Here is a 20,673-nt window from a genome sequence, read left to right on the forward strand (position 1 = left end):
ATGACCGAGTTGTCGCAAGTGTCGGTGACGACACTCAAGGGTGTCGGCGAAGCCATGGCCGAAAAATTGGCCAAGGTCGGCCTGGAGAATCTCCAGGACGTGCTGTTTCACCTGCCGCTGCGTTATCAGGACCGTACCCGTGTGGTGCCGATCGGGCATTTGCGGCCCGGGCAAGACGCGGTGATCGAAGGCACCGTCAGCGGCGCGGACGTGGTCATGGGCCGACGCCGCAGTCTGGTGGTGCGCTTGCAGGATGGCACCGGCGGGCTCAGCCTGCGCTTCTACCATTTCAGCAACGCCCAGAAAGAAGGCCTCAAGCGCGGCACACGCATTCGCTGCTACGGCGAAGCACGGCCCGGGGCGTCGGGCCTGGAAATTTATCACCCGGAATACCGCGCCATCACCGGCGACGAGCCGCCGCCGGTGGATGAAACCCTGACCCCGGTTTACCCGCTCACCGAAGGCCTGACGCAGCAGCGCCTGCGCCAACTGTGCATGCAGACCCTGACGATGCTCGGCCCGACCAGCCTGCCCGACTGGCTGCCGACTGAACTGGCGCGCGACTATCAATTGGCGCCGCTGGCCGATGCGATCCGCTACCTGCATCACCCGCCGGCCGATGCCGATGTCGACGAACTCGCCCTCGGTCATCATTGGGCGCAGCACCGTCTGGCCTTCGAAGAACTGCTGACGCATCAACTGTCCCAGCAGCGTTTGCGCGAGAGCATGCGCTCCTTGCGTGCGCCGGCGATGCCGAAAGCGACGAAACTGCCGGCCAGGTACCTGGCCAACCTGGGCTTCACCCCGACCGGCGCCCAACAACGGGTCGGCAACGAGATTGCCTACGACCTCAGTCAGCACGAACCCATGCTGCGGCTGATTCAGGGCGACGTCGGCGCGGGCAAAACCGTGGTCGCCGCCCTCGCCGCCTTGCAGGCACTGGAAGCCGGGTACCAAGTGGCGCTGATGGCGCCCACCGAGATCCTCGCCGAGCAGCACTTCATCACCTTCAAGCGCTGGCTTGAACCGCTGGGCATCGAAGTGGCGTGGCTGGCGGGCAAACTCAAGGGCAAGAACCGCGTGGCCGCGCTGGAACAGATCGCCAGTGGCATACCCATGGTGGTCGGCACCCACGCGCTGTTCCAGGACGAAGTGCAGTTCAAGAACCTCGCGCTGGCGATCATCGACGAACAGCACCGCTTTGGCGTGCAACAGCGCCTGGCGTTGCGGCAGAAAGGCGTCGGCGGACGGATGTGTCCGCATCAGCTGATCATGACCGCCACGCCGATTCCGCGGACGCTGGCCATGAGTGCCTACGCCGACCTCGACACCTCGATCCTCGACGAACTGCCGCCCGGCCGAACGCCGGTGAACACGGTGCTGGTCACCGACGCCCGGCGGGTCGAAGTCATCGAACGGGTGCGCGGCGCCTGTGCCGAAGGGCGTCAGGCCTATTGGGTGTGCACACTGATCGAAGAGTCGGAAGAGCTGACCTGCCAAGCCGCCGAAACCACTTATGAAGACCTCACTGCCGCCCTTGGCGAGTTGAAGGTCGGGCTGATCCACGGCCGCATGAAGCCCGCCGAGAAAGCCGCCGTCATGGCCGAATTCAAGGCCGCCAACCTGCAACTGCTGGTCGCAACCACTGTGATTGAAGTCGGCGTCGACGTGCCCAATGCCAGCCTCATGATTATCGAAAACCCCGAACGCCTCGGCCTCGCGCAGCTGCACCAGTTGCGCGGGCGCGTCGGTCGGGGCAGTGCCGCCAGCCATTGCGTATTGCTCTACCATCCACCGCTGTCACAGATCGGTCGCCAGCGGCTGGGCATCATGCGCGAAACCAACGACGGGTTTGTCATCGCCGAAAAAGACCTCGAACTGCGCGGCCCCGGCGAAATGCTCGGCACGCGCCAGACCGGCCTGCTGCAATTCAAGGTCGCCGACCTGATGCGCGACGCCGACCTGCTGCCTGCCGTGCGCGACGCTGCGCAGGCGCTGCTGGAACGCTGGCCGGATCACGTCAGCCCGCTGCTCGACCGCTGGCTGCGTCACGGACAGCAATACGGCCAAGTGTGAGCAGCGTCGCAGTTTCCGGATCGGCGTGTTAAACATGATGGTTATACTCCTGCAACTGTTCGAGAACGGATCCACGCCATGACTGACGCTGCCCTCGCCCCCGAAACCCCGCATACGCCGTCTGCAATTCGGCTGCTGCTGGGCAAGCTGGGCATTGCCTTTGATGAAGTCCTCGATCACTACGACCTGAGCGCCGCGCGCAAAGTGCAGGCGGTTTTGGTCGATGATGCGGTCGGCACGCTCATGGTGCTGTTCCCTCAAAACCAATTGCTGGACCTCAACCGCCTCGCCGAACTCACAGGTCGCCGGCTGACCGCCGTGCCCACCGAACGTCGGGTAAAAATACTCGGCAAACACAACCTGAGCCTGCTGCCCGGCCTGCCGGCGCTGACCAGTTCGCCCTGCCTGTACGAAGAAAGCCTGCTGCGCGAACCGACATTGTTGATCGACTCGGGGGAGCCGGGCGTATGGCTGGAGGTCACCCGCGAAGACTTCAAAACCCTGCTGACCAAGGCCAGCGCCGCCCACTTCGGCGAAACCCTGACCAGCATCCGCCCGAACCTCGATCGGCCCGACGATGACCGCCAGGAAATCACCCAGGCCGTCCAGGCGTTCACGGCGCGGCGCATCCAGCAACGCCTGGAAGAAACCATCGAAATTCCGCCCCTGGCCGCGACCGCGCAGAAAATCATCAAGCTGCGGGTCGATCCCAACGCCACCATCGACGACATCACCGGCGTCGTCGAAACCGACCCGGCCCTGGCCGCGCAGGTCGTCAGCTGGGCGGCGTCATCCTACTACGCCTCGCCGGGCAAAATTCGCTCAGTGGAAGACGCCATCGTCCGGGTGCTGGGTTTCGACCTGGTGATCAACCTGGCGCTGGGCCTGGCCCTGGGCAAAACCCTGAGCCTGCCCAAGGATCACCCGCAACAGACCACCCCGTACTGGCAGCAGTCGATCTACACCGCCACCGTCATCGAAGGCCTGACCCGCGCCATGCCGCGCGCCCAGCGCCCGGAAGCCGGCCTGACCTACCTCGCGGGCCTGCTGCACAACTTCGGCTACCTGCTGCTGGCCCACGTGTTCCCACCGCACTTCTCGCTGATCTGCCGCCACCTGGAGGTCAACCCGCACCTGTCCCACAGTTTTGTGGAGCAACACCTGCTGGGCATCAGCCGAGAACAGATCGGCGCGTGGCTGATGCGCTACTGGGACATGCCCGATGAACTGGCCACTGCCCTGCGCTTCCAGCATGACCCGAGCTACGATGGCGACTACGCCGAATACCCGAACCTCGTCTGCCTGGCCGTGCGCCTGCTGCGCAGCCGCGGCGTCGGCTCCGGCCCGGTCGAAGACATCCCCGACGCTCTGCTGGAGCGTCTGAGCATCAGCCGCGCCAAAGCAAACGACGTCGTCAGTAAAGTGCTGGAAGCTGAAGTCCTGCTGCGCGAACTGGCCTCGCAGTTCACCCCGGCCTGAAAAGCATCGTCGGATCGCCGCTCGGACCAAGCCTCGCTTCCACAGGATTGTGTCGTTCAACCCATTCGGGAACGACGCAAATCCTGTGGGAGATTCTATGGTTGAGGGGAAGCCTCAAACCTTGGCTTTGGCTTTCCTCGGCTTCAAATACTTGGTCAACCCCTGGAACCAGATCACCAGCGCCGGGTTGCCCTTGATCTGAATCGACTTGTCCTGAATCCCCGTCATGAACGCCAACTGCTTGTTCTTCGCCTGCATCGTCGCAAAGCCATACGCCGCATCTTTAAAGGCAATCGCAAACGCCGGCTCGGCATACGCACCGGACTTGCTGGTAATACGCTGATCCTTCACCCGGAAATGCCGCGCCACTTTCCCATCCAGCGTCTGCAGCTGGAACACCAGATCCTTGTCACCTAACTGCTGCTGGAACGCAGGATTAGTTCGGCTTGCCTTACCCATCAACAGACCCAAAACCCACAGAAGAAAACGAAATTTCATACGCACAGCCTCAATGGAAAATGAACGGCCGGCGCAGTGTAGCGGCTCCAAGCGAGAACACCACCATCGCGTTGCGTTAGAAGAAGATGTCGTAGTTTTTGATGCCGATGACTACCAAGTCATTACCGGTACTCACCGAAGCAGCGAGGACTTCGACCTTTCTGTAGTTGTTGCCGCAGGCTGTAACTTTTTGGCTCTCGGTCCCTTCAATCTTTTCGGAAATTTCCTGCATTACGTGGCGCCATCCATGAACTACCCGCCCATTGCTTTCGCCGATAACCTCTGGCTGTCACCGAATAATCGGTGACTCGGACGTGCAAGTCCTGAATCGGCACAATCGGTTATGGCTATTCATCGAGCGTTTTCCTATGCTCGCGGATTGTTATGGCGGCTGTGTGTGGGAGACCTTCGGGTCTGCCGGTTTGCCGATTCCGGTCTTGCACACCTATACACAGCTGCCACCTCTCTCGAAGTGCAAGCGAATTGGTGTTAGCTCCTTAATATCGGTACTACTCCAATGATCAAACCAACACCCAATCCCCCAAGCCCCCGAAACGGCCACCTCTTCACCGTTTCCCCCGACATCCATACCGAAACCCTCTTGGCCAACGCCTCCGAAGACCTGCTGTCCATCAGCGCCATCGCCGCAGACCTGGCCGACGACGTAGAAGGCCGAAGCCGTTCTGTAGCCTTGGCAATCAGCAGAATGGCCGACAGCGTATATCTACTGGTGGAACGAGCACTGGATCATATCGATTCACCGAATCCGGCGGAGCATCCAGATAAGGCTTAAAGAAACGTAGGGGATGGAAATTGCCGACGATGTCCATCCCCGTCCAGTCCCAGGCATCTTCCCTGTTTCCTAAAACGACGTAGGACACTTCCTTTTCGCTCTCCACTGCCTTGAATTACCTCTCTTTCCACGTACTTTGCGCTAGCCCGGCTCATTCCCGAGCCGGAGTAACTCATCGTTAACAGTGGCGTGCTTCCCGCGGTTGGGAGGCCAGGAGAGAGGGAGATCAAGGCATGGCTACCGGGTATTACATAGGACCGGGCGATAAAACCACCTGTGGTGGCACGGTTCTGGGTGGGGGCGACGCCACTTTCAGTTTGTTCGGCCTCGTTCATGTCTACGAAGGAGATCTGGTCACCTGCGGAAAAAACGATGAGAGTTATCAGATCCATGGAGGAGTTTCTCACGTCCTCAACCATGGCAAGCGGGCTGCGGGCACGCTTGATAGCTTCAGCGGCTGCCCTTGTAAAGCCCAACTGATTCCCTCGAACTTCGAGGGCAGTTATGAGAATGAATCAACTGTCGCCAGAACTGCCAAGCCATCCACTCAACCGGCCACGACCGCACCTTCGCCGACATTCACGGGTCGTTCGGCTACGTCGCGTGCATCTGGCTTTACGTCTGCGACAAACGCTCCTTCTGCGCCACAATTCAGCAGCCTCGACGTGCAGGAGCCAGGCTTCTACATCGTGCCCAAGAGCACCACCCGCGAACAACTCGAAGCCTCGTTATTCACCTTGCGCGACCCGGCGGTGATGGGCAAATTCAAGCTGCTCAATCCCAACCTGCGCGATGTCAAAGCCGGCTCAATGATCGTGCTGAGCGACCCCAATAACTACCAGTGCACTCGTGAAGAAGCCCTGCTCATGGACGTGGCGGCCAAGACCAATCAGATGTTGGCAACGCTTAGCCCGGATGACGCGGATTTCATGGTGCAACACCGCGATGCCATCCAGGCCTTCTTGGGCTTTGGCTCGACCGCAATCGGCGTCGGTGCAAGTATTCTCAACAACAATCTGGAAAACGTCCGAGAGACCCTGAAAGAGATTGAAGCGTTGCATCAGCATTCATTCCAGCGCGATGGGCACCTTGGCTCACCGGCTTTTATTGCCGAGCGTCAACGCTTGCTTGGAAAGCTCGATATCCACATGACCAGCCTGACACGCAAAGGTATCGGCTTCCCGGACCACCCTAATTTGAATCGGGCGCTGTTCCTCTCTCCTCCCAGCCTGGTTCATCGCTGGACGGAAGCCGGCGGCGTAGGACAGATGCCGGGATACGCCACTCATCTGGAGGGGGTGGCCAAGGCTTCCAAATACATCAAGTACGGTGGCTGGGTCGGCACGGCCATTGGTGGCGGTGCATCTGCTTTAAAGGTTAAAAATGTGTGCACGGCGGGAAATGTAGAGGCGTGCAAGCGGGTTAAATTTACCGAGACTGGTAATTTTGCGGGAGGATTGGCCGCTGGTGCGATCTTTGGGCTGGCATCAACGGGCGCCGCAAGCACAGCTATATGTGTCGCACTAAGCGTGCCGACCGCCGGACTAGGTACTTTAGCTTGTGGCATCGTGTTAGTTGGTGTCGGTAGCTATGCTTCCAGTACGCTTGGCAGTTCAGTAGGCGAAGATCTCGGCGAGGTTATCTATGAGGCTATTCAATGAGTTTGAGCACCGGGGACAAAGCATTTCTTGTTGCAGGACTAATGAGTTTTGGCGGTATATTTGTTTGTATCGGAGTCGCTCTGCATCTGGCTTATTCAAAAATGGACTTGATGCTTGAGCACCTCAAAAACTCGCCTGCCGTTATGATTCAAGCTCCCCTCAGGAATGGCGGGCCTTGGGGAAAACTAATTTTGGTAGGATGGATATCCGGAGTTCTTACTTTCCCTGATTATTACCTGAAGCGGGGCGGACTCAATATTGAGGACTTGAACAAATTTCCACTGCAACTGAGGCGAAAGCTGAAAATAATAAAATGGGCCGCGATGACGTTACTAACTCTAATGATTTTATTGTTTGCTGTTAGAAAATTATAAACAGCCTTCCAGCCCCTCTTGAGCGCAAGCTTGTAATTTGGCGCTGGGGGTATTGATTCTTTGTGGATCGCTTTTTTTTACTAGGTGGTATTGGTAAAGCTGCTGGCTGTATATAGTTGCCGGGGATGTCACTATGGGAATAAGAGCTGCTTAAATAACCACCGCCACAAAAAATGGGCACCCAATCTGGTTGGCGTGCCCATTTTTTTCCGCTCCCCCGCTAAGCGGGCTGCGGAGACAGATTACGGATTAACACTATCTTTCAAAAATTTGCCCGGCTTGAACGCAACGGTATTACTGGCCTTGATTTTCACTGGCTCACCGGTTTGCGGGTTCTTGCCCGTACGTGCTCCGCGATGGCGTTGCAGGAAGGTCCCGAAGCCCACCAGCGTGACGCTGTCCTTGCGGTGCAGAGCGCCGGTGATTTCTTCGAGAACGGCGTTGAGGACGCGATTGGCCTGCTCTTTGGTGAGGTCTGCTTTTTCTGCGATTGCGGCGGCGAGTTCTGGTTTACGCATTAGTGAAGCCCCTTTGACGGTTTTTGTTGTTATGTCCGTGCCGTTCTCGTTGGAACAGCGCCCAAGGCGCCACAGATGCTCTACTCTGCGGCAGACGGGAATGAGGATGGCACGCACGGCAGAGCCGCGCCAGTCTCGGCGCGACCTTTGTAGGGGCAAAAGCGGGGTGATTCCGACAGAACGACCGGTATTTACGCCAGCAGTGGCGGAAGCTCTTTGTTCAGTGCCAGTTTTTGCATTACTGCCGCGCCTGTCAGGGCATAACCGAGCAATTTTCCGTCGGCATCGCGGCATAAAACCTTCAGGTCGGCCCCCTGCCCTTCGACCGTCCAGACGCCTTCCGTGCCCCGTGGCGGCGGCGATACCACCAATGGGCAGACCGGCGTTTTCACGGTGATCGGCATCGGGCCGTAGTTTACGGCGACAGGGTTTCCGGCAAGGGTCTGTGCCAGCGCTCTCGCACAGCTCATCAGGGGCATGACGTACAGAAGATTCAGCCCATCGACTTCGGCGCAATCCCCCAGCGCGTAGATATTGGCGTGGGAGGTTTTCAGTTGACGGTCGACCACCACGCCGCGATTGACCTGCACACCGGCAGCGGCGGCCAGGTCGATGCGCGGACGCAGGCCAATCGCCGACACCACCACATCGCAAGGGATGACCTGGCCATCGGACAGATGCGCTTCAAGCCCGTCAGCGACTCGCTGCAGGCGGTTGAGCACAGGCCCGAGGTGGAAGCGTGCACCGAGACTTTCCAACCCGGCCTGGACCGCCGCGGCGGCTGCCGGGTGCAGCAGGGTCGGCATCACCTGCTCGCAGGGTGCAACCAGTTGCACCTCGTAACCACCCAGGATCAGGTCATTGGCGAATTCACAACCGATCAAGCCGGCACCGAGCAACAACACCCGACGCTTGCCGGCCGCCGCCGCGCGAAAGCGGGCATAGTCTTCCAGGTCGTTGATCGGGAACACGCAATCAGCCGCATCGCCATCGATGGGCACGCGTACGGTTTCTGCACCCCAGGCCAGCACCAGGTCGCGGTAGATCACCGATTCTTCGCCGATCCACAGGCGCTTGTGGCCCGGATCGATGCCGCTGATACGGGTGTGGGTACGCACTTCGGCCTTCAGCTGTTCGGCCATGGTGCCCGGCTCGGCCATGCTCAGGCCATCGGCGTCCTTGTTCTTGCCGAAACCGGTGGAGAGCATCGGTTTGGAGTAGGAGCGTCCGTCATCTGCGGTAATCAATAGCAGCGGGGTTTCGCCATCGAGTTTGCGAAACTCCCGGGCCAGGTTGTAGCCAGCCAGCCCGGTGCCGACGATCACGACAGGTGCGTTCATTCCTTACTCCTCTAGTCTTAGTTGATTTCGATCATTTCGAAATCCATCTTGCCCACGCCGCAATCCGGGCACAGCCAGTCTTCCGGCACGTCCTGCCACAGGGTGCCCGGCGCAATCCCGTCATCCGGCCAGCCGTCGGCTTCGTTATAGATCAGGCCGCAGACCACACATTGCCACTTTTTCATTCAGGTACATCCTCAGATTCAGGCTTTTGCCGGCGCGAACGGTCGATGGTTGGAGCGCTGCCGTCCGGCTCAGGGGCGTTTTGTACTGATCGGGCCCGGCAGATGCAAGCCTGTTCGGCGCAACGAGGGGGCCGATCAATCAAAATCGCCGACTGACATGGTAAGCTCGCCGCCTCATTTGCTGCCAATAATGACTCACTGTGCAACACTCAAAATCCCCCTGCGCGACGTCGCTCTGGCTCTCCGAAAGCCAATTGGCGCCCCTCCCAGACACGTCAACTCTCGACTGGCTGTTCGATGAAGGTTCGTTGACCCGGCGGCTGACCCGCCTGTCGAATGACGGTTTCAGCGTCACGCCGCTGTTCGAAGGCTGGCAGCCACTGCGCGCCGACGAATGTGCCGCGCTGGACCTGGCCGAAGGCAGCGAGGGTTGGGTGCGTGAGGTGTATCTGCGCGGGCATGGCGAAGCCTGGGTCTTTGCCCGCAGTGTGGCGTCGCGCAGTGCGTTGCAGGGCGATGGTTTGCACATGGACGAATTGGGCAGCCGTTCTCTGGGTGAATTGCTGTTTTGCGATCAGGCGTTCCAGCGCCGGGCCATCGAGGTTTGCCACTATCCTCAGGAGTGGCTGCCGGCAGATTCCCGAGCGCCTGAGTTGTGGGGCCGTCGCTCGCGCTTCGACCGCGGGGCCTTGAGCGTGCTGGTGGCCGAGATTTTCCTGCCGACCTTGTGGCGCGCCGCCTGCGCCCATCCGGAGAATTGCTGATGTACCAGAGCCTGCTCAAGTCCCTGAATCGCGTGAACCCTCGGGCCTGGGACTTCATTCAGCTGACACGCATGGACAAGCCGATCGGCATTTACCTGCTGTTGTGGCCGACACTGTGGGCGCTGTGGATTGCAGGGAAAGGCTCGCCGTCCCTGGCCAATGTGGTGATTTTCGTCCTCGGCGTGGTGCTGACGCGCGCGGGCGGTTGCGTGATCAACGATTGGGCCGATCGCAAGGTCGATGGTCATGTAAAGCGCACCGAACAGCGGCCATTGGTGAGCGGCCGGATCAGTTCGAAGGAAGCGCTGGTGTTCTTCGCTCTGCTGATGGGCGTGAGCTTCCTGTTGGTGCTGTGCACCAATGCGACGACGGTCTGGTTGTCGTTCGGCGGCCTGGCGCTGGCCTTCACTTACCCGTTCATGAAGCGCTACACCTATTACCCACAGGTCGTGCTGGGTGCGGCGTTCTCCTGGGGGATGCCGATGGCGTTCACCGCCGAAACCGGGGAACTGCCCGCCGCAGCGTGGTTGTTGTGGATCGCCAACCTGCTGTGGACGGTGGGCTACGACACTTATTACGCCATGACCGACCGCGACGACGACTTGAAGATCGGCGTTAAATCCACGGCGATTCTATTCGGCGAGGCAGACCGGGTGATCATCCTGGCCCTGCAAGGGTTGGCGCTGGGCTGCTTGCTGCTGGCTGGTTCGCAATTCGACCTAGGTGGCTGGTTCCACCTGGGATTGCTGGCGGCGGCGGGCTGTTTTGCGTGGGAGTTCTGGTACACCCGCGGCAAGGACCGGATGCGTTGTTTCAAGGCGTTCTTGCACAACCACTGGGCCGGGTTGGCAATTTTTGTGGGGATTGTGCTGGATTACGCGCTGCGGTGACTGCAGGCACTCTGTAGTAGCTGACGCAGATTGTGGCGAGGGTGCTTGCTCCCGCTGGGCCGCGAAACGGACCCAAAAAACTGCGAGTGCTCCGCACTGGAGCGCCAGCCCGGTCGACCGGGACGGTGCGGCGTTCCGACAAGCTCCCCCGCCACGGTCATCACCAACGGCTACAGGTTTACATCTTCGGCCCATGGAGGACGTGCCACTTGTCCATTTTCTTGTCGCCTGTCATGTCTCCTGGCTTCTTGTCTTGAACGAAGTAGTACAGCGGCTTGCCATCAAACGCCCACTGCATCGTGTTGTCGTCACGCTTGATGATGGTCCACTTGCCTTCAGCCTTATCGGCCGCGGTGGCTTTCAGCGGTGGCCAGTTTTCTGCGCACTTGCCGGTGCAAGCCGACTTGCCGCCAGTGTCGTTGTCGAAGGTGTACAACGTCATGCCCTTGTGGTCGACCAACATGCCGTCTTTAACCATGCCCGGGTCTTCGGCGAAGGCCATAGTCGGCAGTGCTAGCGCAGCGGTAACCAGCAGAGCCTTCCAGGATTGAGCGATGTGCTTCATGGAAACCTTCCTTTTGTGGTTGTCAGGATTCGGACTTAGAGCTTAGTCCAGGTTCATGACAATCGCCGGGCGACTAAAATACTGTCACACGACTGCAATAATTCCGTTATCTAATGCGGCGCAAGACAGTTAAATGACAAGAGGAATAACGCATGGTTGGCAGGAGCATTCTGATCGTCGACGACGAAGCACCCATTCGCGAAATGATCGCCGTTGCGTTGGAAATGGCCGGCTACGATTGCATGGAGGCGGAGAACTCGCAGCAGGCCCATGCCATCATCGTCGACCGCAAGCCGGATCTGATTCTGCTGGACTGGATGCTGCCGGGCACGTCCGGTATCGAACTGGCCCGACGCCTCAAGCGCGATGAGCTGACCGGGGACATCCCGATCATCATGCTCACCGCCAAGGGCGAAGAGGACAACAAGATCCAGGGCCTGGAAGTCGGCGCCGATGACTACATCACCAAACCCTTTTCCCCACGCGAGCTGGTGGCGCGCCTCAAGGCCGTGTTGCGCCGTGCCGGGCCTACCGACGGTGAATCGCCAATCGAAATCGGCGGCCTGCTGCTGGACCCGATCAGCCATCGCGTGACCATCGACGGCAAACCCGCCGAGATGGGCCCGACCGAATACCGTCTGCTGCAGTTTTTCATGACTCACCAGGAACGCGCCTACACCCGCGGTCAGCTGCTGGACCAGGTCTGGGGCGGCAACGTCTATGTCGAAGAGCGCACCGTCGACGTGCATATCCGCCGCCTGCGCAAAGCCCTCGGTGATGCCTATGAAAATCTGGTACAAACCGTGCGCGGCACCGGCTACCGGTTTTCTACCAAAGCCTGATCCGGACTGTTCCCGACCGACAAGCTGACAAGGACGCGCTTTTAGTGAACCAAAACTGGCATGGCACCCTGATCCGCCACATGCTGCTGCTGGTCACCGCCTGCCTGGTGATCGGCCTGATATCCGGCTACTACGGCTGGAGCCTCGCCGCGGGCTTGGGCCTGTACCTGGCCTGGACCCTCAAGCAACTGCTGCGTCTGCACGAATGGCTGCGCCTGCACAAACCCGACGAAGCGCCGCCCGACGGCTATGGCCTGTGGGGTGAGGTGTTCGACAGCATCTACCACCTGCAACGCCGCGACCAACGGGTTCGCGGGCGCCTGCAAGCGGTGATCGACCGGGTTCAGGAATCCACCGCTGCATTGAAAGACGCGGTGATCATGCTCGACAGCGACGGCAACCTCGAATGGTGGAACCGCGCCGCCGAAACCCTGCTCGGCCTCAAGACGCCACAGGACAGCGGTCAGCCGGTGACCAACCTGGTGCGCCATCCGCGCTTCAAGGAATACTTTGAGCAGGACAGTTACGCCGAGCCGCTGGAAATCCCGTCGCCGATCAACGATCGCCTGCGCATCCAGCTGTACATCACCCGCTATGGCAACAACGAACACCTGATGCTGGTGCGCGATGTGACACGCATCCATCAGCTGGAACAGATGCGCAAAGACTTCATCGCCAACGTCTCCCACGAGCTGCGCACGCCGCTGACGGTGATCTGCGGTTATCTGGAAACCCTGCTCGACAATGTCGAGGAAGTGAACCCGCGCTGGTCCCGCGCCTTGCAGCAAATGCAGCAGCAAGGCGGGCGCATGCAAACCTTGCTCAACGACTTGCTATTGCTGGCCAAACTGGAAGCCACCGATTACCCATCGGACAACCAGCCGGTGGCCATCGACGGCTTGCTGCAATCGATAAAGAGCGATGCTCAACAGCTATCGGGCCAGAAAAACCAGAGCATCACGCTGGAAGCCGATCCGACCATTTTGCTCAAGGGCAGCGAAGCCGAGTTGCGCAGTGCGTTTTCCAATCTGGTGTTCAACGCGGTGAAATACACCCCGGCCAACGGCAATATTCGCATTCGCTGGTGGGGCGATGAACAAGGCGCGCACCTGAGTGTGCAGGACTCCGGGATCGGCATCGACAGCAAACACCTGCCACGCCTGACCGAACGTTTCTACCGCGTCGACTCCAGCCGCAACTCCAACACCGGCGGCACCGGGCTCGGGCTGGCAATCGTCAAACACGTACTGCTGCGTCACCGTGCGCGGATGGAAATCAGCAGCGTGCCGGGTCATGGCAGCACTTTTACCTGCCACTTTGCGCCGGCCCAGGTCAGTAAATCCCGGGTCATCAGCGCCGCCGACTGATACCGGCCAGCACGCGCCACTAGGCAATCGACCGGTCAGCCGCTACATTGGCTGACTTGTGCCTGCCTTTCAGGCTCCGCATCCATCCCCTTTTCGAATCCACGGAACCTGCAAAACTCCATCATGGACCCATCCCCTGGCTTGACCCTCGCGACACTCTTCGCCGATTTCGGCATGATTCTTTTTGCTCTGATCCTGGTTTTGCTCAACGGCTTTTTCGTTGCAGCGGAATTCGCCATGGTCAAATTGCGCTCGACCCGGGTCGAGGCCATCGCTGAAAAGAACGGCTGGCGCGGACACATCCTGCGTACCGTTCATAGTCAGCTCGATGCGTACCTCTCGGCCTGCCAATTGGGCATTACCCTCGCCTCCCTGGGCCTTGGCTGGGTCGGTGAGCCTGCGTTCGCGCACATTCTCGAGCCGGTCCTGAGTGCCGTTGGCGTAGAGTCCGCCGAAGTGGTCAAAGGTGTGTCGTTCTTTACGGCATTCTTCATCATTTCGTACCTGCACATCGTGGTCGGTGAGCTGGCGCCGAAATCCTGGGCCATCCGCAAACCCGAGCTGCTGTCGCTGTGGACCGCGGTGCCGCTGTACCTGTTCTACTGGGCCATGTACCCGGCCATTTACCTGCTCAACGCCAGCGCCAACACGATCCTGCGGATCGCCGGCCAGGGTGAACCCGGCCCGCATCACGAGCACCATTACAGCCGCGAAGAACTGAAGCTGATCCTGCACTCCAGCCGTGGCCAGGACCCGAGCGACCAAGGCATGCGCGTCTTGGCTTCGGCTGTGGAAATGGGCGAGCTGGAAGTGGTCGACTGGGCCAACTCCCGGGAAGACCTGGTGACACTGGAGTTCAACGCGCCGCTCAAGGAAATCCTGGCGATGTTCCGTCGCCACAAATTCAGCCGTTATCCGGTGTACGACAGCGATCGTCAGGAATTCGTCGGCCTGTTGCACATCAAGGATCTGCTGCTGGAACTGGCGGCCCTGGACCACATTCCCGAGTCGTTCAACCTCGCCGAACTCACTCGGCCACTGGAGCGCGTGTCGCGCCACTTGCCGCTGTCGCAGTTGCTGGAGCAATTCCGCAAGGGTGGCTCGCACTTCGCCGTGGTCGAAGAAGCCGATGGCAACATCATCGGCTACCTGACCATGGAAGACGTGCTGGAAGTGCTGGTGGGCGATATCCAGGATGAACACCGCAAGGCGGAACGCGGGATCCTCGCTTACCAGCCGGGCAAGCTGCTGGTGCGGGGCGATACACCGCTGTTCAAGGTTGAACGGTTGCTGGGCATCGACCTGGACCACATCGAAGCCGAAACCCTCGCCGGGTTGATCTACGAAACCCTGAAACGGGTACCGGAAGAGGAAGAAGTGCTGGAAGTCGAAGGTTTGCGGATCATCATCAAGAAGATGAAAGGGCCGAAGATCGTGCTGGCGAAGGTGTTGATGCTCGATTGATTGCAATGCGGTAGACCGCATTGATCCCTTGCTTTTAGAAGCTCACTGCTTGCCCAACGCAAAGTTGGGCAACGCCCCCACCGGCTGATTGAACTGGTACGGAATCGACACCAGTCCCAACCCGGTATTGCGCTGCACCACGAAATGCAAATGCGGTCCGCTGCTGTTGCCGGTATTGCCCGACAGCGCCAACGCACTCCCCACTCCGACCCGTTGCCCCTCGCGAACGCTCACCGAACCTTGCTTGAGGTGCAGGTACACGCCCATGGTCCCGTCATCGTGCAGCACCCGCACGAAATTGCCTGATGGATCGGTGCCGCGCCCGGTCTGACTGTTTTCGGTTTTCACCACCACCCCGCCCCGAGCCGCGATGATCGGCGTGCCTTCAGGCATGGCGATGTCCATGGCGTAACGGCTCTTGGCACCGAAGTGACTGTATTGACCATTCGCCCCCTGGCTCAAGCGAAACGGCCCGCCACGCCAGGGCAACGGATAACGATAGGCCATGGCGGCTCCTGAGGGGTCGCCCAGGGAATACTGGAACCTTGGGGTATACGCCAGAGGCCTCCCGGCCTGAGTAGCCGTGAGTAGCGCCAAGCGAATGTTGCTGCGAGCCGGCATCACCCGGCGGATCGGACGACTCGGTGCACCACTGACGTTCTTCAATCCGGCGAAACTCAGCTCGATCTCGACCGGGGCATACAGATCGTTGCGCACGAACACGCTATCCATGCCCTTCTGCTTCTTGATATCGAGGTACACCTGACGCTCGAGGTGCTCGACCATGCGATCGCGAAAAACGAACACCTGGGCGCCCTGCGTGGGGCGGTCGCTGTAGGAGACCACGCCATTGGCGTCTTTGGTCTTGTAGATCGTAATGGCCACAGCCGAGGTGGAGGCCAGGAAAAGACCACAGAAAAACAGCAGTCGCGCGAGCATGGGCAAGATTCTGTCGAGTAAGGCCTGGGGGATGAGCCTAGCAGCTGCAATGGACCCGGGTAGTGGGCAGATGTTTCAAAATGGGCAGCCCGACGGATGTGTGGTGTAGGTGATGGCCCCTTCGCGAGCAAGCCCGCTCCCACACTGGTTATGTGTCGATCACTTAAATATGGACCGACTCCGATCAAATGTGGGAGCGAGCCTGCTCGCGAAGGCGGCCTGACAGACGATGAAGATTACGCGCCCGGTATGAAATGCTTATGCGCCGTCCCACGCGCAATCAACCGAGAGATGTAGTCCAGCTTCTGCGCATCCTGATCGACAAAGCGGAAGGTCAGCTGCAACCATTCGCTGTCGGGCTTTTGCTCGTGGGCGACGATGGCGTGCAGGTAGCCGTTCAGGCGGGCGGTTTCAGCGTTGTCGCCTTGTTCCAGATCGAGCACGGCACTGTCGAGGACTTGCGGCAGGGTGTCGGTGCGCTTGACCACCAGCAGTGCTTCCCTGAGGCTCAAGGCCTTGATCACACACTGCGCATTGCCATTGGGTAAACGCAGTTGGCCCTGGCCGCGACCGCCGCCGGGTGCTGAGGACGCTGGCGCCTTGACCGGCGGGCTGTTGAGCAGGCCGCGAGACCCGAAGGTAGCCGCAGCCGGCGCAGCGGCGACGGCAGATGGTACGACCACAGCGGCCTTGCCGCCCGTCAACGCATTCAGGGAATCATTACCGAAGGCCGAATTCATTTTGCTCGGCACGCTGTTCATCAAGGTATCGAGCTTGCCGACCTTGTTCAGTGCCTGCTTGACCTTGGTCACCAACTGCTCGTTGGTGAAGGGTTTGCTGACGTAACCGGAAACGCCGGCCTGGATCGCCTGGACGACGTTCTCTTTGTCGCCGCGACTGGTCACCATCATGAATGGCAGGGTCTTGAGGTTGTCCTGCTCGCGGCACCAGGTCAGCAGTTCCAGGCCGGACATTTCCGGCATTTCCCAGTCGCACAGCACGAGGTCGAACGTCTCCCGTGCCAGCAGAGACTGAGCTTTCCTGCCGTTGACCGCCTCTTCGATGCGGATGCCCGGGAAGTAGTTGCGCAGGCACTTCTTCACCAGGTCACGAATGAACGACGCGTCGTCCACGACCAATACACTGACCTTACTCATCCACCACCCCTTTAAAAATCCCGGCAGGCATCGCGCTTCGCTGACGGCACACTGCCAGAAACCTTCAGTCACGCCGGGACTTTTCGTTCGCGGGGCGCTGCTTCAAATAGATACACCACAAACAAAAACGCCCGGCCAAAGGGCCGGGCGCTTTTCTCGGGTCATCTTACTTATCGTCAGCTTTGCCCGGAACATTAGCGGTTTCGCCACTGATACCTTCAACTTCTTCTTTCATGCGCTTGAGGCCCAGGTGACGCACGTCGGTGCCGCGCACCAGGTAAATCACCAGTTCCGAGATGTTGCGCGCATGGTCGCCGATCCGCTCCAGCGAACGCAGCACCCAGATAATGCTCAAGACCCGCGAGATAGAACGTGGGTCTTCCATCATGTAGGTGGCGAGCTCGCGCAATGCCGTCTTGTATTCGCGGTCGATGATTTTGTCGTACTGCGCCACCGACAACGCCAGGTCGGCGTCGAAACGGGCAAACGCGTCCAGTGCGTCGCGAACCATGTTGCGCACCTGGTCGCCGATGTGGCGCACTTCGACGTAACCGCGTGGCGCTTCGCCTTCTTCGCACAATTGAATGGCGCGACGGGCGATCTTGGTCGCTTCGTCACCGATGCGCTCGAGGTCGATCACCGATTTGGAGATGCTGATGATCAGGCGCAAATCCGACGCCGCCGGCTGACGACGGGCCAGGATGCGCAGGCATTCTTCGTCGATGTTGCGTTCCATCTGGTTGATCTGGTCGTCGATCTCGCGAACTTGCTGGGCCAGGCCGGAGTCGGCCTCGATCAGCGCGGTGACCGCGTCGTTGACCTGCTTTTCCACCAGCCCGCCCATGGCCAGGAGGTGGCTGCGCACTTCCTCGAGCTCGGCGTTGAACTGCGCAGAGATGTGATGGGTAAGGCCTTCTTTACTAATCATCTGTTTCGCTCCGCGAAAGTTGCAAGCTTCAAGCTGCAAGCTTCAAGCAGTTATGTATAAGTCCTGGTATCGCACACTTCTTTTCTTGCCGCTTGCAGCTTGATGCGTGCGGCTGCCCTGCTAGCCATAGCGACCGGTAATGTAGTCCTCGGTCTGCTTCTTCGCCGGATTGGTGAACAGGGTGTCGGTGTCGCCGAATTCCACCAGTTTGCCCATGTACATGAACGCCGTGTAGTCGGAAACCCGCGCGGCCTGCTGCATGTTGTGGGTCACGATAACAATGGTGAACTTCGATTTCAGTTCGTAGATCAGCTCTTCGACTTTGAGCGTGGAGATCGGGTCGAGTGCCGAGCACGGTTCGTCGAGCAGCAGCACTTCCGGTTCCACGGCGATGGTGCGCGCGATCACCAGACGTTGCTGCTGACCACCGGACAGGCCGAGTGCCGATTCGTGCAGGCGGTCTTTGACTTCGTCCCACAACGCCGCGCCTTTCAATGCCCATTCAACGGCTTCGTCGAGCACGCGTTTCTTGTTGATGCCCTGAATGCGCAACCCGTAAACCACGTTTTCATAGATGGTTTTCGGAAACGGGTTCGGCTTCTGGAACACCATGCCGACGCGACGACGCAGTTCGGCCACGTCTTCGCCCTTACGGTAGATGTTGTTGCCGTACAGGTTGATGGCGCCTTCTACCCGGCAGCCGTCGACCAGGTCGTTCATGCGGTTGAAGGTGCGCAGCAGCGTGGACTTGCCGCAACCGGACGGGCCGATGAAGGCGGTCACGCGCTGTTTCGGAATATTCATGCTGACGTCGTACAGCGCTTGTTTGTCGCCGTAGAACAGGCTCAGGCCCGGCACTTCGATGGCTACGGTTTCCTGCTCGAGGCTCAGGCTCTGCTTGTCGCGGCCCAGGGCGGACATGTTGATGCCGTGGGTATGTGCTTCGTGCTGCATGGGAGGCTCCCTGTGCTGACAAATTCGGTTCGGTTGGTCGCTGGCCTGGTGACCGGGCCGGCGGATTACCCAAAATCTGTGTCTGACGCCGGTCCCTGTGGGAACTGGCTTGCCTGCGATGGCATCACTGCGGTGTTACTGATAGACCGCGTCGTCTGCATCGCAGGCAAGCCAGCTCCCACAAGGGGCCGCGCCGACTTATAAATTTAACTATCCAATGCTTTGTATTTTTCGCGCAGGTGGTTACGGATGTAGACGGCCGACAGGTTCAACGTGGCGATCACCAGCACCAGCAGCAGCGCTGTGGCGTACACCAGCGGCCGTGCGGCTTCGACGTTCGGGCTCTGGAAGCCGACGTCATAAATATGGAAGCCCAGGTGCATGATCTTCTGATCCAGGTGCAAGTACGGGTAGTTGCCGTCCAGCGGCAGCGACGGCGCCAGTTTCACCACACCCACCAGCATCAGCGGCGCCACTTCACCCGCGGCGCGCGCCACGGCGAGGATCATGCCGGTCATCATCGCCGGGCTGGCCATCGGCAGCACGATCTTCCACAAGGTTTCGGCCTTGGTCGCACCGAGGGCCAACGAGCCTTCACGCACGGTGCGAGGAATCCGCGCAAGGCCTTCTTCGGTGGCCACGATCACCACCGGCACCGCCAGCAGTGCCAGGGTCAGCGAAGCCCAGAGCAGGCCCGGCGTACCGAAGGTCGGCGCCGGCAGTGCTTCAGGGAAGAACAACCGGTCGACCGAGCCGCCCAGCACATAAACGAAGAAGCCCAGACCGAACACACCGTAAACGATGGCCGGAACACCCGCCAGGTTGTTCACCGCGATGCGGATAATCCGGGTCAAGGCGTTCTGCTTGGCATATTCACGCAAGTAAACCGCCGCCAGCACGCCGAACGGCGTCACGATCATCGCCATGATCAGGGTCATCATCACGGTGCCGAAAATCGCCGGGAAGATCCCGCCTTCGGTGTTCGCTTCACGCGGGTCGTCGCTGAGGAATTCCCAGACCTTGCTGAAATAGAAGCCAATCTTGGTGAAGGTACCCATGGCGTTCGGCTGATAGGCATGGACCACTTTGCCGATGCCGATTTCGAGCTCTTTGCCGTTGGCATCGCGAGCCGTCAGGCTGTCGCGGTTGAACTGGGCGTGCAAGTCGGCAAGACGCGCTTCGATGTCCTGATAACGCGCGTTCAGCTCGGCGCGCTCCGACTCCATGTCCGCTTGTGCGGTGGCGTCGAGCTGGCCAGCCAGTTCCAGTTTGCGACCGTGCAGGCGGATACGTTCGAGGCCGGCGTTGATCGCGCCGATATCGGACTTCTCCAGGGTCTTGAGTTGTGCCGCGAGCTGGTTGACGCGAGCGACACGGGCCTGCAACTCAGGCCACGCGGCCTCGCCTTCCGCGATGACCTTGCCGTCCTGTTTGACGTTGACCAGGTAGCCGTAGAAGTTGCCCCACTCGCGACGTTCAACGGCCATCAGCTCCGGCGGCGTCTTCTGGTTCGTCAGCCACTCGCCGACGATCCAGGTAAAGTCGTTGCCGTTCAAGTCACGGTTGCCGACCTTGATCAGCTCGCGGGTCATGAACTCCGGGCCCTGATCGGGCACCGGCAGGCCGGCGCTTTTGAGGCGCTCACGCGGGACTTGTTCTTTCTGTACCACTTCGCCGATGACGAGGTGATTAGCCTGACCGGGCACGTCGTAACTGGCGTGGATCAGGTCCGCCGGCCAGAAGTGACCCAGGCCGCGTACGGCAATCACCGCGAGCAGGCCTATGGTCATGATGACCGCGATGGACACCGCGCCACCGCTGATCCAGACGCCAGGGGCGCCGCTCTTGAACCATCCATTCAGGGAGTTCTGTTTCACAG

The 20,673-nt window shown here is 59.9% G+C and carries 20 protein-coding genes and 1 pseudogene; 11 read left to right on the forward strand and 10 right to left on the reverse strand.

Annotated elements, in window-relative coordinates; all coding sequences use genetic code 11:
* Together recG and ACA067_RS32090 are read left to right on the forward strand one after the other, a co-directional pair.
* Complete coding sequence (gene recG / locus ACA067_RS32085; protein WP_497460020.1) at window positions 1–2,076, forward strand: ATP-dependent DNA helicase RecG; 2,076 nt, start codon at window positions 1–3, stop codon at window positions 2,074–2,076.
* Between the two features lie 78 nt (window positions 2,077–2,154).
* Window positions 2,155–3,555, forward strand: a complete 1,401-nt coding sequence (locus ACA067_RS32090; protein ID WP_497460021.1) for an aminoacyl-tRNA deacylase and HDOD domain-containing protein — start codon at window positions 2,155–2,157, stop codon at window positions 3,553–3,555.
* Window positions 3,556–3,669: 114 nt separating this feature from the next.
* Here the strand turns inward: ACA067_RS32090 and ACA067_RS32095 are convergent, their stop codons facing one another.
* Entirely contained in the window at window positions 3,670–4,053 is a 384-nt protein-coding gene (locus ACA067_RS32095; protein ID WP_497460022.1) for a helicase, read from the reverse strand.
* 13 nt (window positions 4,054–4,066) lie between these two features.
* On the opposite strand from ACA067_RS32095, the gene ACA067_RS32100 reads away from it, so the two are divergent.
* From ACA067_RS32100 to ACA067_RS32115, 4 genes and pseudogenes are all read left to right on the forward strand, one after another.
* Entirely contained in the window at window positions 4,067–4,360 is a 294-nt protein-coding gene (locus ACA067_RS32100) for a hypothetical protein (RefSeq protein ID WP_497460023.1), read from the forward strand.
* A 243-nt stretch (window positions 4,361–4,603) separates the two neighbouring features.
* Window positions 4,604–4,846: pseudogene (locus ACA067_RS32105) on the forward strand (DUF6124 family protein); the annotation flags it as partial.
* Window positions 4,847–5,079: 233 nt separating this feature from the next.
* Entirely contained in the window at window positions 5,080–6,507 is a 1,428-nt protein-coding gene (locus tag ACA067_RS32110) for a PAAR domain-containing protein (protein WP_497460024.1), read from the forward strand.
* Window positions 6,504–6,881, forward strand: coding sequence for a hypothetical protein (locus ACA067_RS32115; RefSeq protein ID WP_497460025.1), 378 nt, complete (start codon window positions 6,504–6,506; stop codon window positions 6,879–6,881). Before ACA067_RS32110 ends, ACA067_RS32115 begins: the two co-directional genes overlap by 4 nt.
* A 242-nt stretch (window positions 6,882–7,123) precedes the next feature.
* Here ACA067_RS32115 and ACA067_RS32120 read toward each other — a convergent pair whose 3' ends face one another.
* From ACA067_RS32120 to ACA067_RS32130, 3 genes are all read right to left on the reverse strand, one after another.
* Window positions 7,124–7,399, reverse strand: coding sequence for an HU family DNA-binding protein (locus tag ACA067_RS32120; protein ID WP_003177201.1), 276 nt, complete (start codon window positions 7,397–7,399; stop codon window positions 7,124–7,126).
* Window positions 7,400–7,590: 191 nt separating this feature from the next.
* Entirely contained in the window at window positions 7,591–8,739 is a 1,149-nt protein-coding gene (locus tag ACA067_RS32125) for an NAD(P)/FAD-dependent oxidoreductase (RefSeq protein ID WP_497460026.1), read from the reverse strand.
* Between the two features lie 17 nt (window positions 8,740–8,756).
* Window positions 8,757–8,924, reverse strand: a complete 168-nt coding sequence (locus tag ACA067_RS32130; protein WP_007954349.1) for a rubredoxin — start codon at window positions 8,922–8,924, stop codon at window positions 8,757–8,759.
* Window positions 8,925–9,124: 200 nt separating this feature from the next.
* Here ACA067_RS32130 and ACA067_RS32135 point away from each other — a divergent pair, with 200 nt between their 5' ends.
* Together ACA067_RS32135 and ubiA are read left to right on the forward strand one after the other, a co-directional pair.
* Window positions 9,125–9,688 (forward strand): chorismate--pyruvate lyase family protein, encoded by a 564-nt coding sequence (locus tag ACA067_RS32135; RefSeq protein ID WP_497460027.1) that lies wholly within the window; start codon window positions 9,125–9,127, stop codon window positions 9,686–9,688.
* Entirely contained in the window at window positions 9,688–10,578 is an 891-nt protein-coding gene (gene ubiA, locus ACA067_RS32140; protein ID WP_497460028.1) for a 4-hydroxybenzoate octaprenyltransferase, read from the forward strand. The genes ACA067_RS32135 and ubiA overlap by 1 nt, the downstream gene beginning before the upstream one ends.
* Before the next feature lie 178 nt (window positions 10,579–10,756).
* Here the strand turns inward: ubiA and ACA067_RS32145 are convergent, their stop codons facing one another.
* Window positions 10,757–11,143 carry a COG4315 family predicted lipoprotein gene (locus ACA067_RS32145; protein ID WP_497460029.1) on the reverse strand — a complete coding sequence of 129 codons (387 nt, stop codon included), beginning with the start codon at window positions 11,141–11,143 and terminating at the stop codon, window positions 10,757–10,759.
* Window positions 11,144–11,295: 152 nt separating this feature from the next.
* On the opposite strand from ACA067_RS32145, the gene phoB reads away from it, so the two are divergent.
* The 3 genes from phoB to ACA067_RS32160 all read left to right on the forward strand — a co-directional run bounded on the left by phoB (window position 11,296) and on the right by ACA067_RS32160 (window position 14,816).
* A complete protein-coding gene (phoB, locus tag ACA067_RS32150) occupies window positions 11,296–11,985 on the forward strand; it encodes a phosphate regulon transcriptional regulator PhoB (protein WP_497460030.1) in 690 nt (229 codons plus the stop codon).
* A gap of 80 nt (window positions 11,986–12,065) precedes the next feature.
* Window positions 12,066–13,352, forward strand: a complete 1,287-nt coding sequence (gene phoR, locus ACA067_RS32155; protein WP_497462881.1) for a phosphate regulon sensor histidine kinase PhoR — start codon at window positions 12,066–12,068, stop codon at window positions 13,350–13,352.
* Between the two features lie 123 nt (window positions 13,353–13,475).
* A complete protein-coding gene (locus ACA067_RS32160; RefSeq protein WP_497460031.1) occupies window positions 13,476–14,816 on the forward strand; it encodes a hemolysin family protein in 1,341 nt (446 codons plus the stop codon).
* A 42-nt stretch (window positions 14,817–14,858) separates the two neighbouring features.
* Here the strand turns inward: ACA067_RS32160 and ACA067_RS32165 are convergent, their stop codons facing one another.
* The 5 genes from ACA067_RS32165 to pstA all read right to left on the reverse strand — a co-directional run bounded on the left by ACA067_RS32165 (window position 14,859) and on the right by pstA (window position 20,671).
* Window positions 14,859–15,755: a peptidoglycan DD-metalloendopeptidase family protein gene (locus ACA067_RS32165; RefSeq protein ID WP_497460032.1), complete on the reverse strand. Its 897-nt coding sequence runs from the start codon at window positions 15,753–15,755 to the stop codon at window positions 14,859–14,861.
* 236 nt (window positions 15,756–15,991) lie between these two features.
* Entirely contained in the window at window positions 15,992–16,912 is a 921-nt protein-coding gene (locus ACA067_RS32170) for a response regulator (protein WP_497460033.1), read from the reverse strand.
* Window positions 16,913–17,078: 166 nt separating this feature from the next.
* Complete coding sequence (gene phoU / locus ACA067_RS32175; RefSeq protein WP_154849340.1) at window positions 17,079–17,840, reverse strand: phosphate signaling complex protein PhoU; 762 nt, start codon at window positions 17,838–17,840, stop codon at window positions 17,079–17,081.
* A gap of 120 nt (window positions 17,841–17,960) precedes the next feature.
* The gene (gene pstB, locus ACA067_RS32180; RefSeq protein ID WP_008064516.1) at window positions 17,961–18,794 is read right to left on the reverse strand and encodes a phosphate ABC transporter ATP-binding protein PstB; all 834 of its coding nucleotides are present in this window, start codon (window positions 18,792–18,794) and stop codon (window positions 17,961–17,963) included.
* A gap of 206 nt (window positions 18,795–19,000) precedes the next feature.
* The gene (gene pstA / locus ACA067_RS32185) at window positions 19,001–20,671 is read right to left on the reverse strand and encodes a phosphate ABC transporter permease PstA (RefSeq protein WP_497460034.1); all 1,671 of its coding nucleotides are present in this window, start codon (window positions 20,669–20,671) and stop codon (window positions 19,001–19,003) included.
* Between the last annotated feature and the right edge of the window lie 2 nt (window positions 20,672–20,673).

The organism is Pseudomonas sp. LBUM1674 (assembly GCF_059695635.1).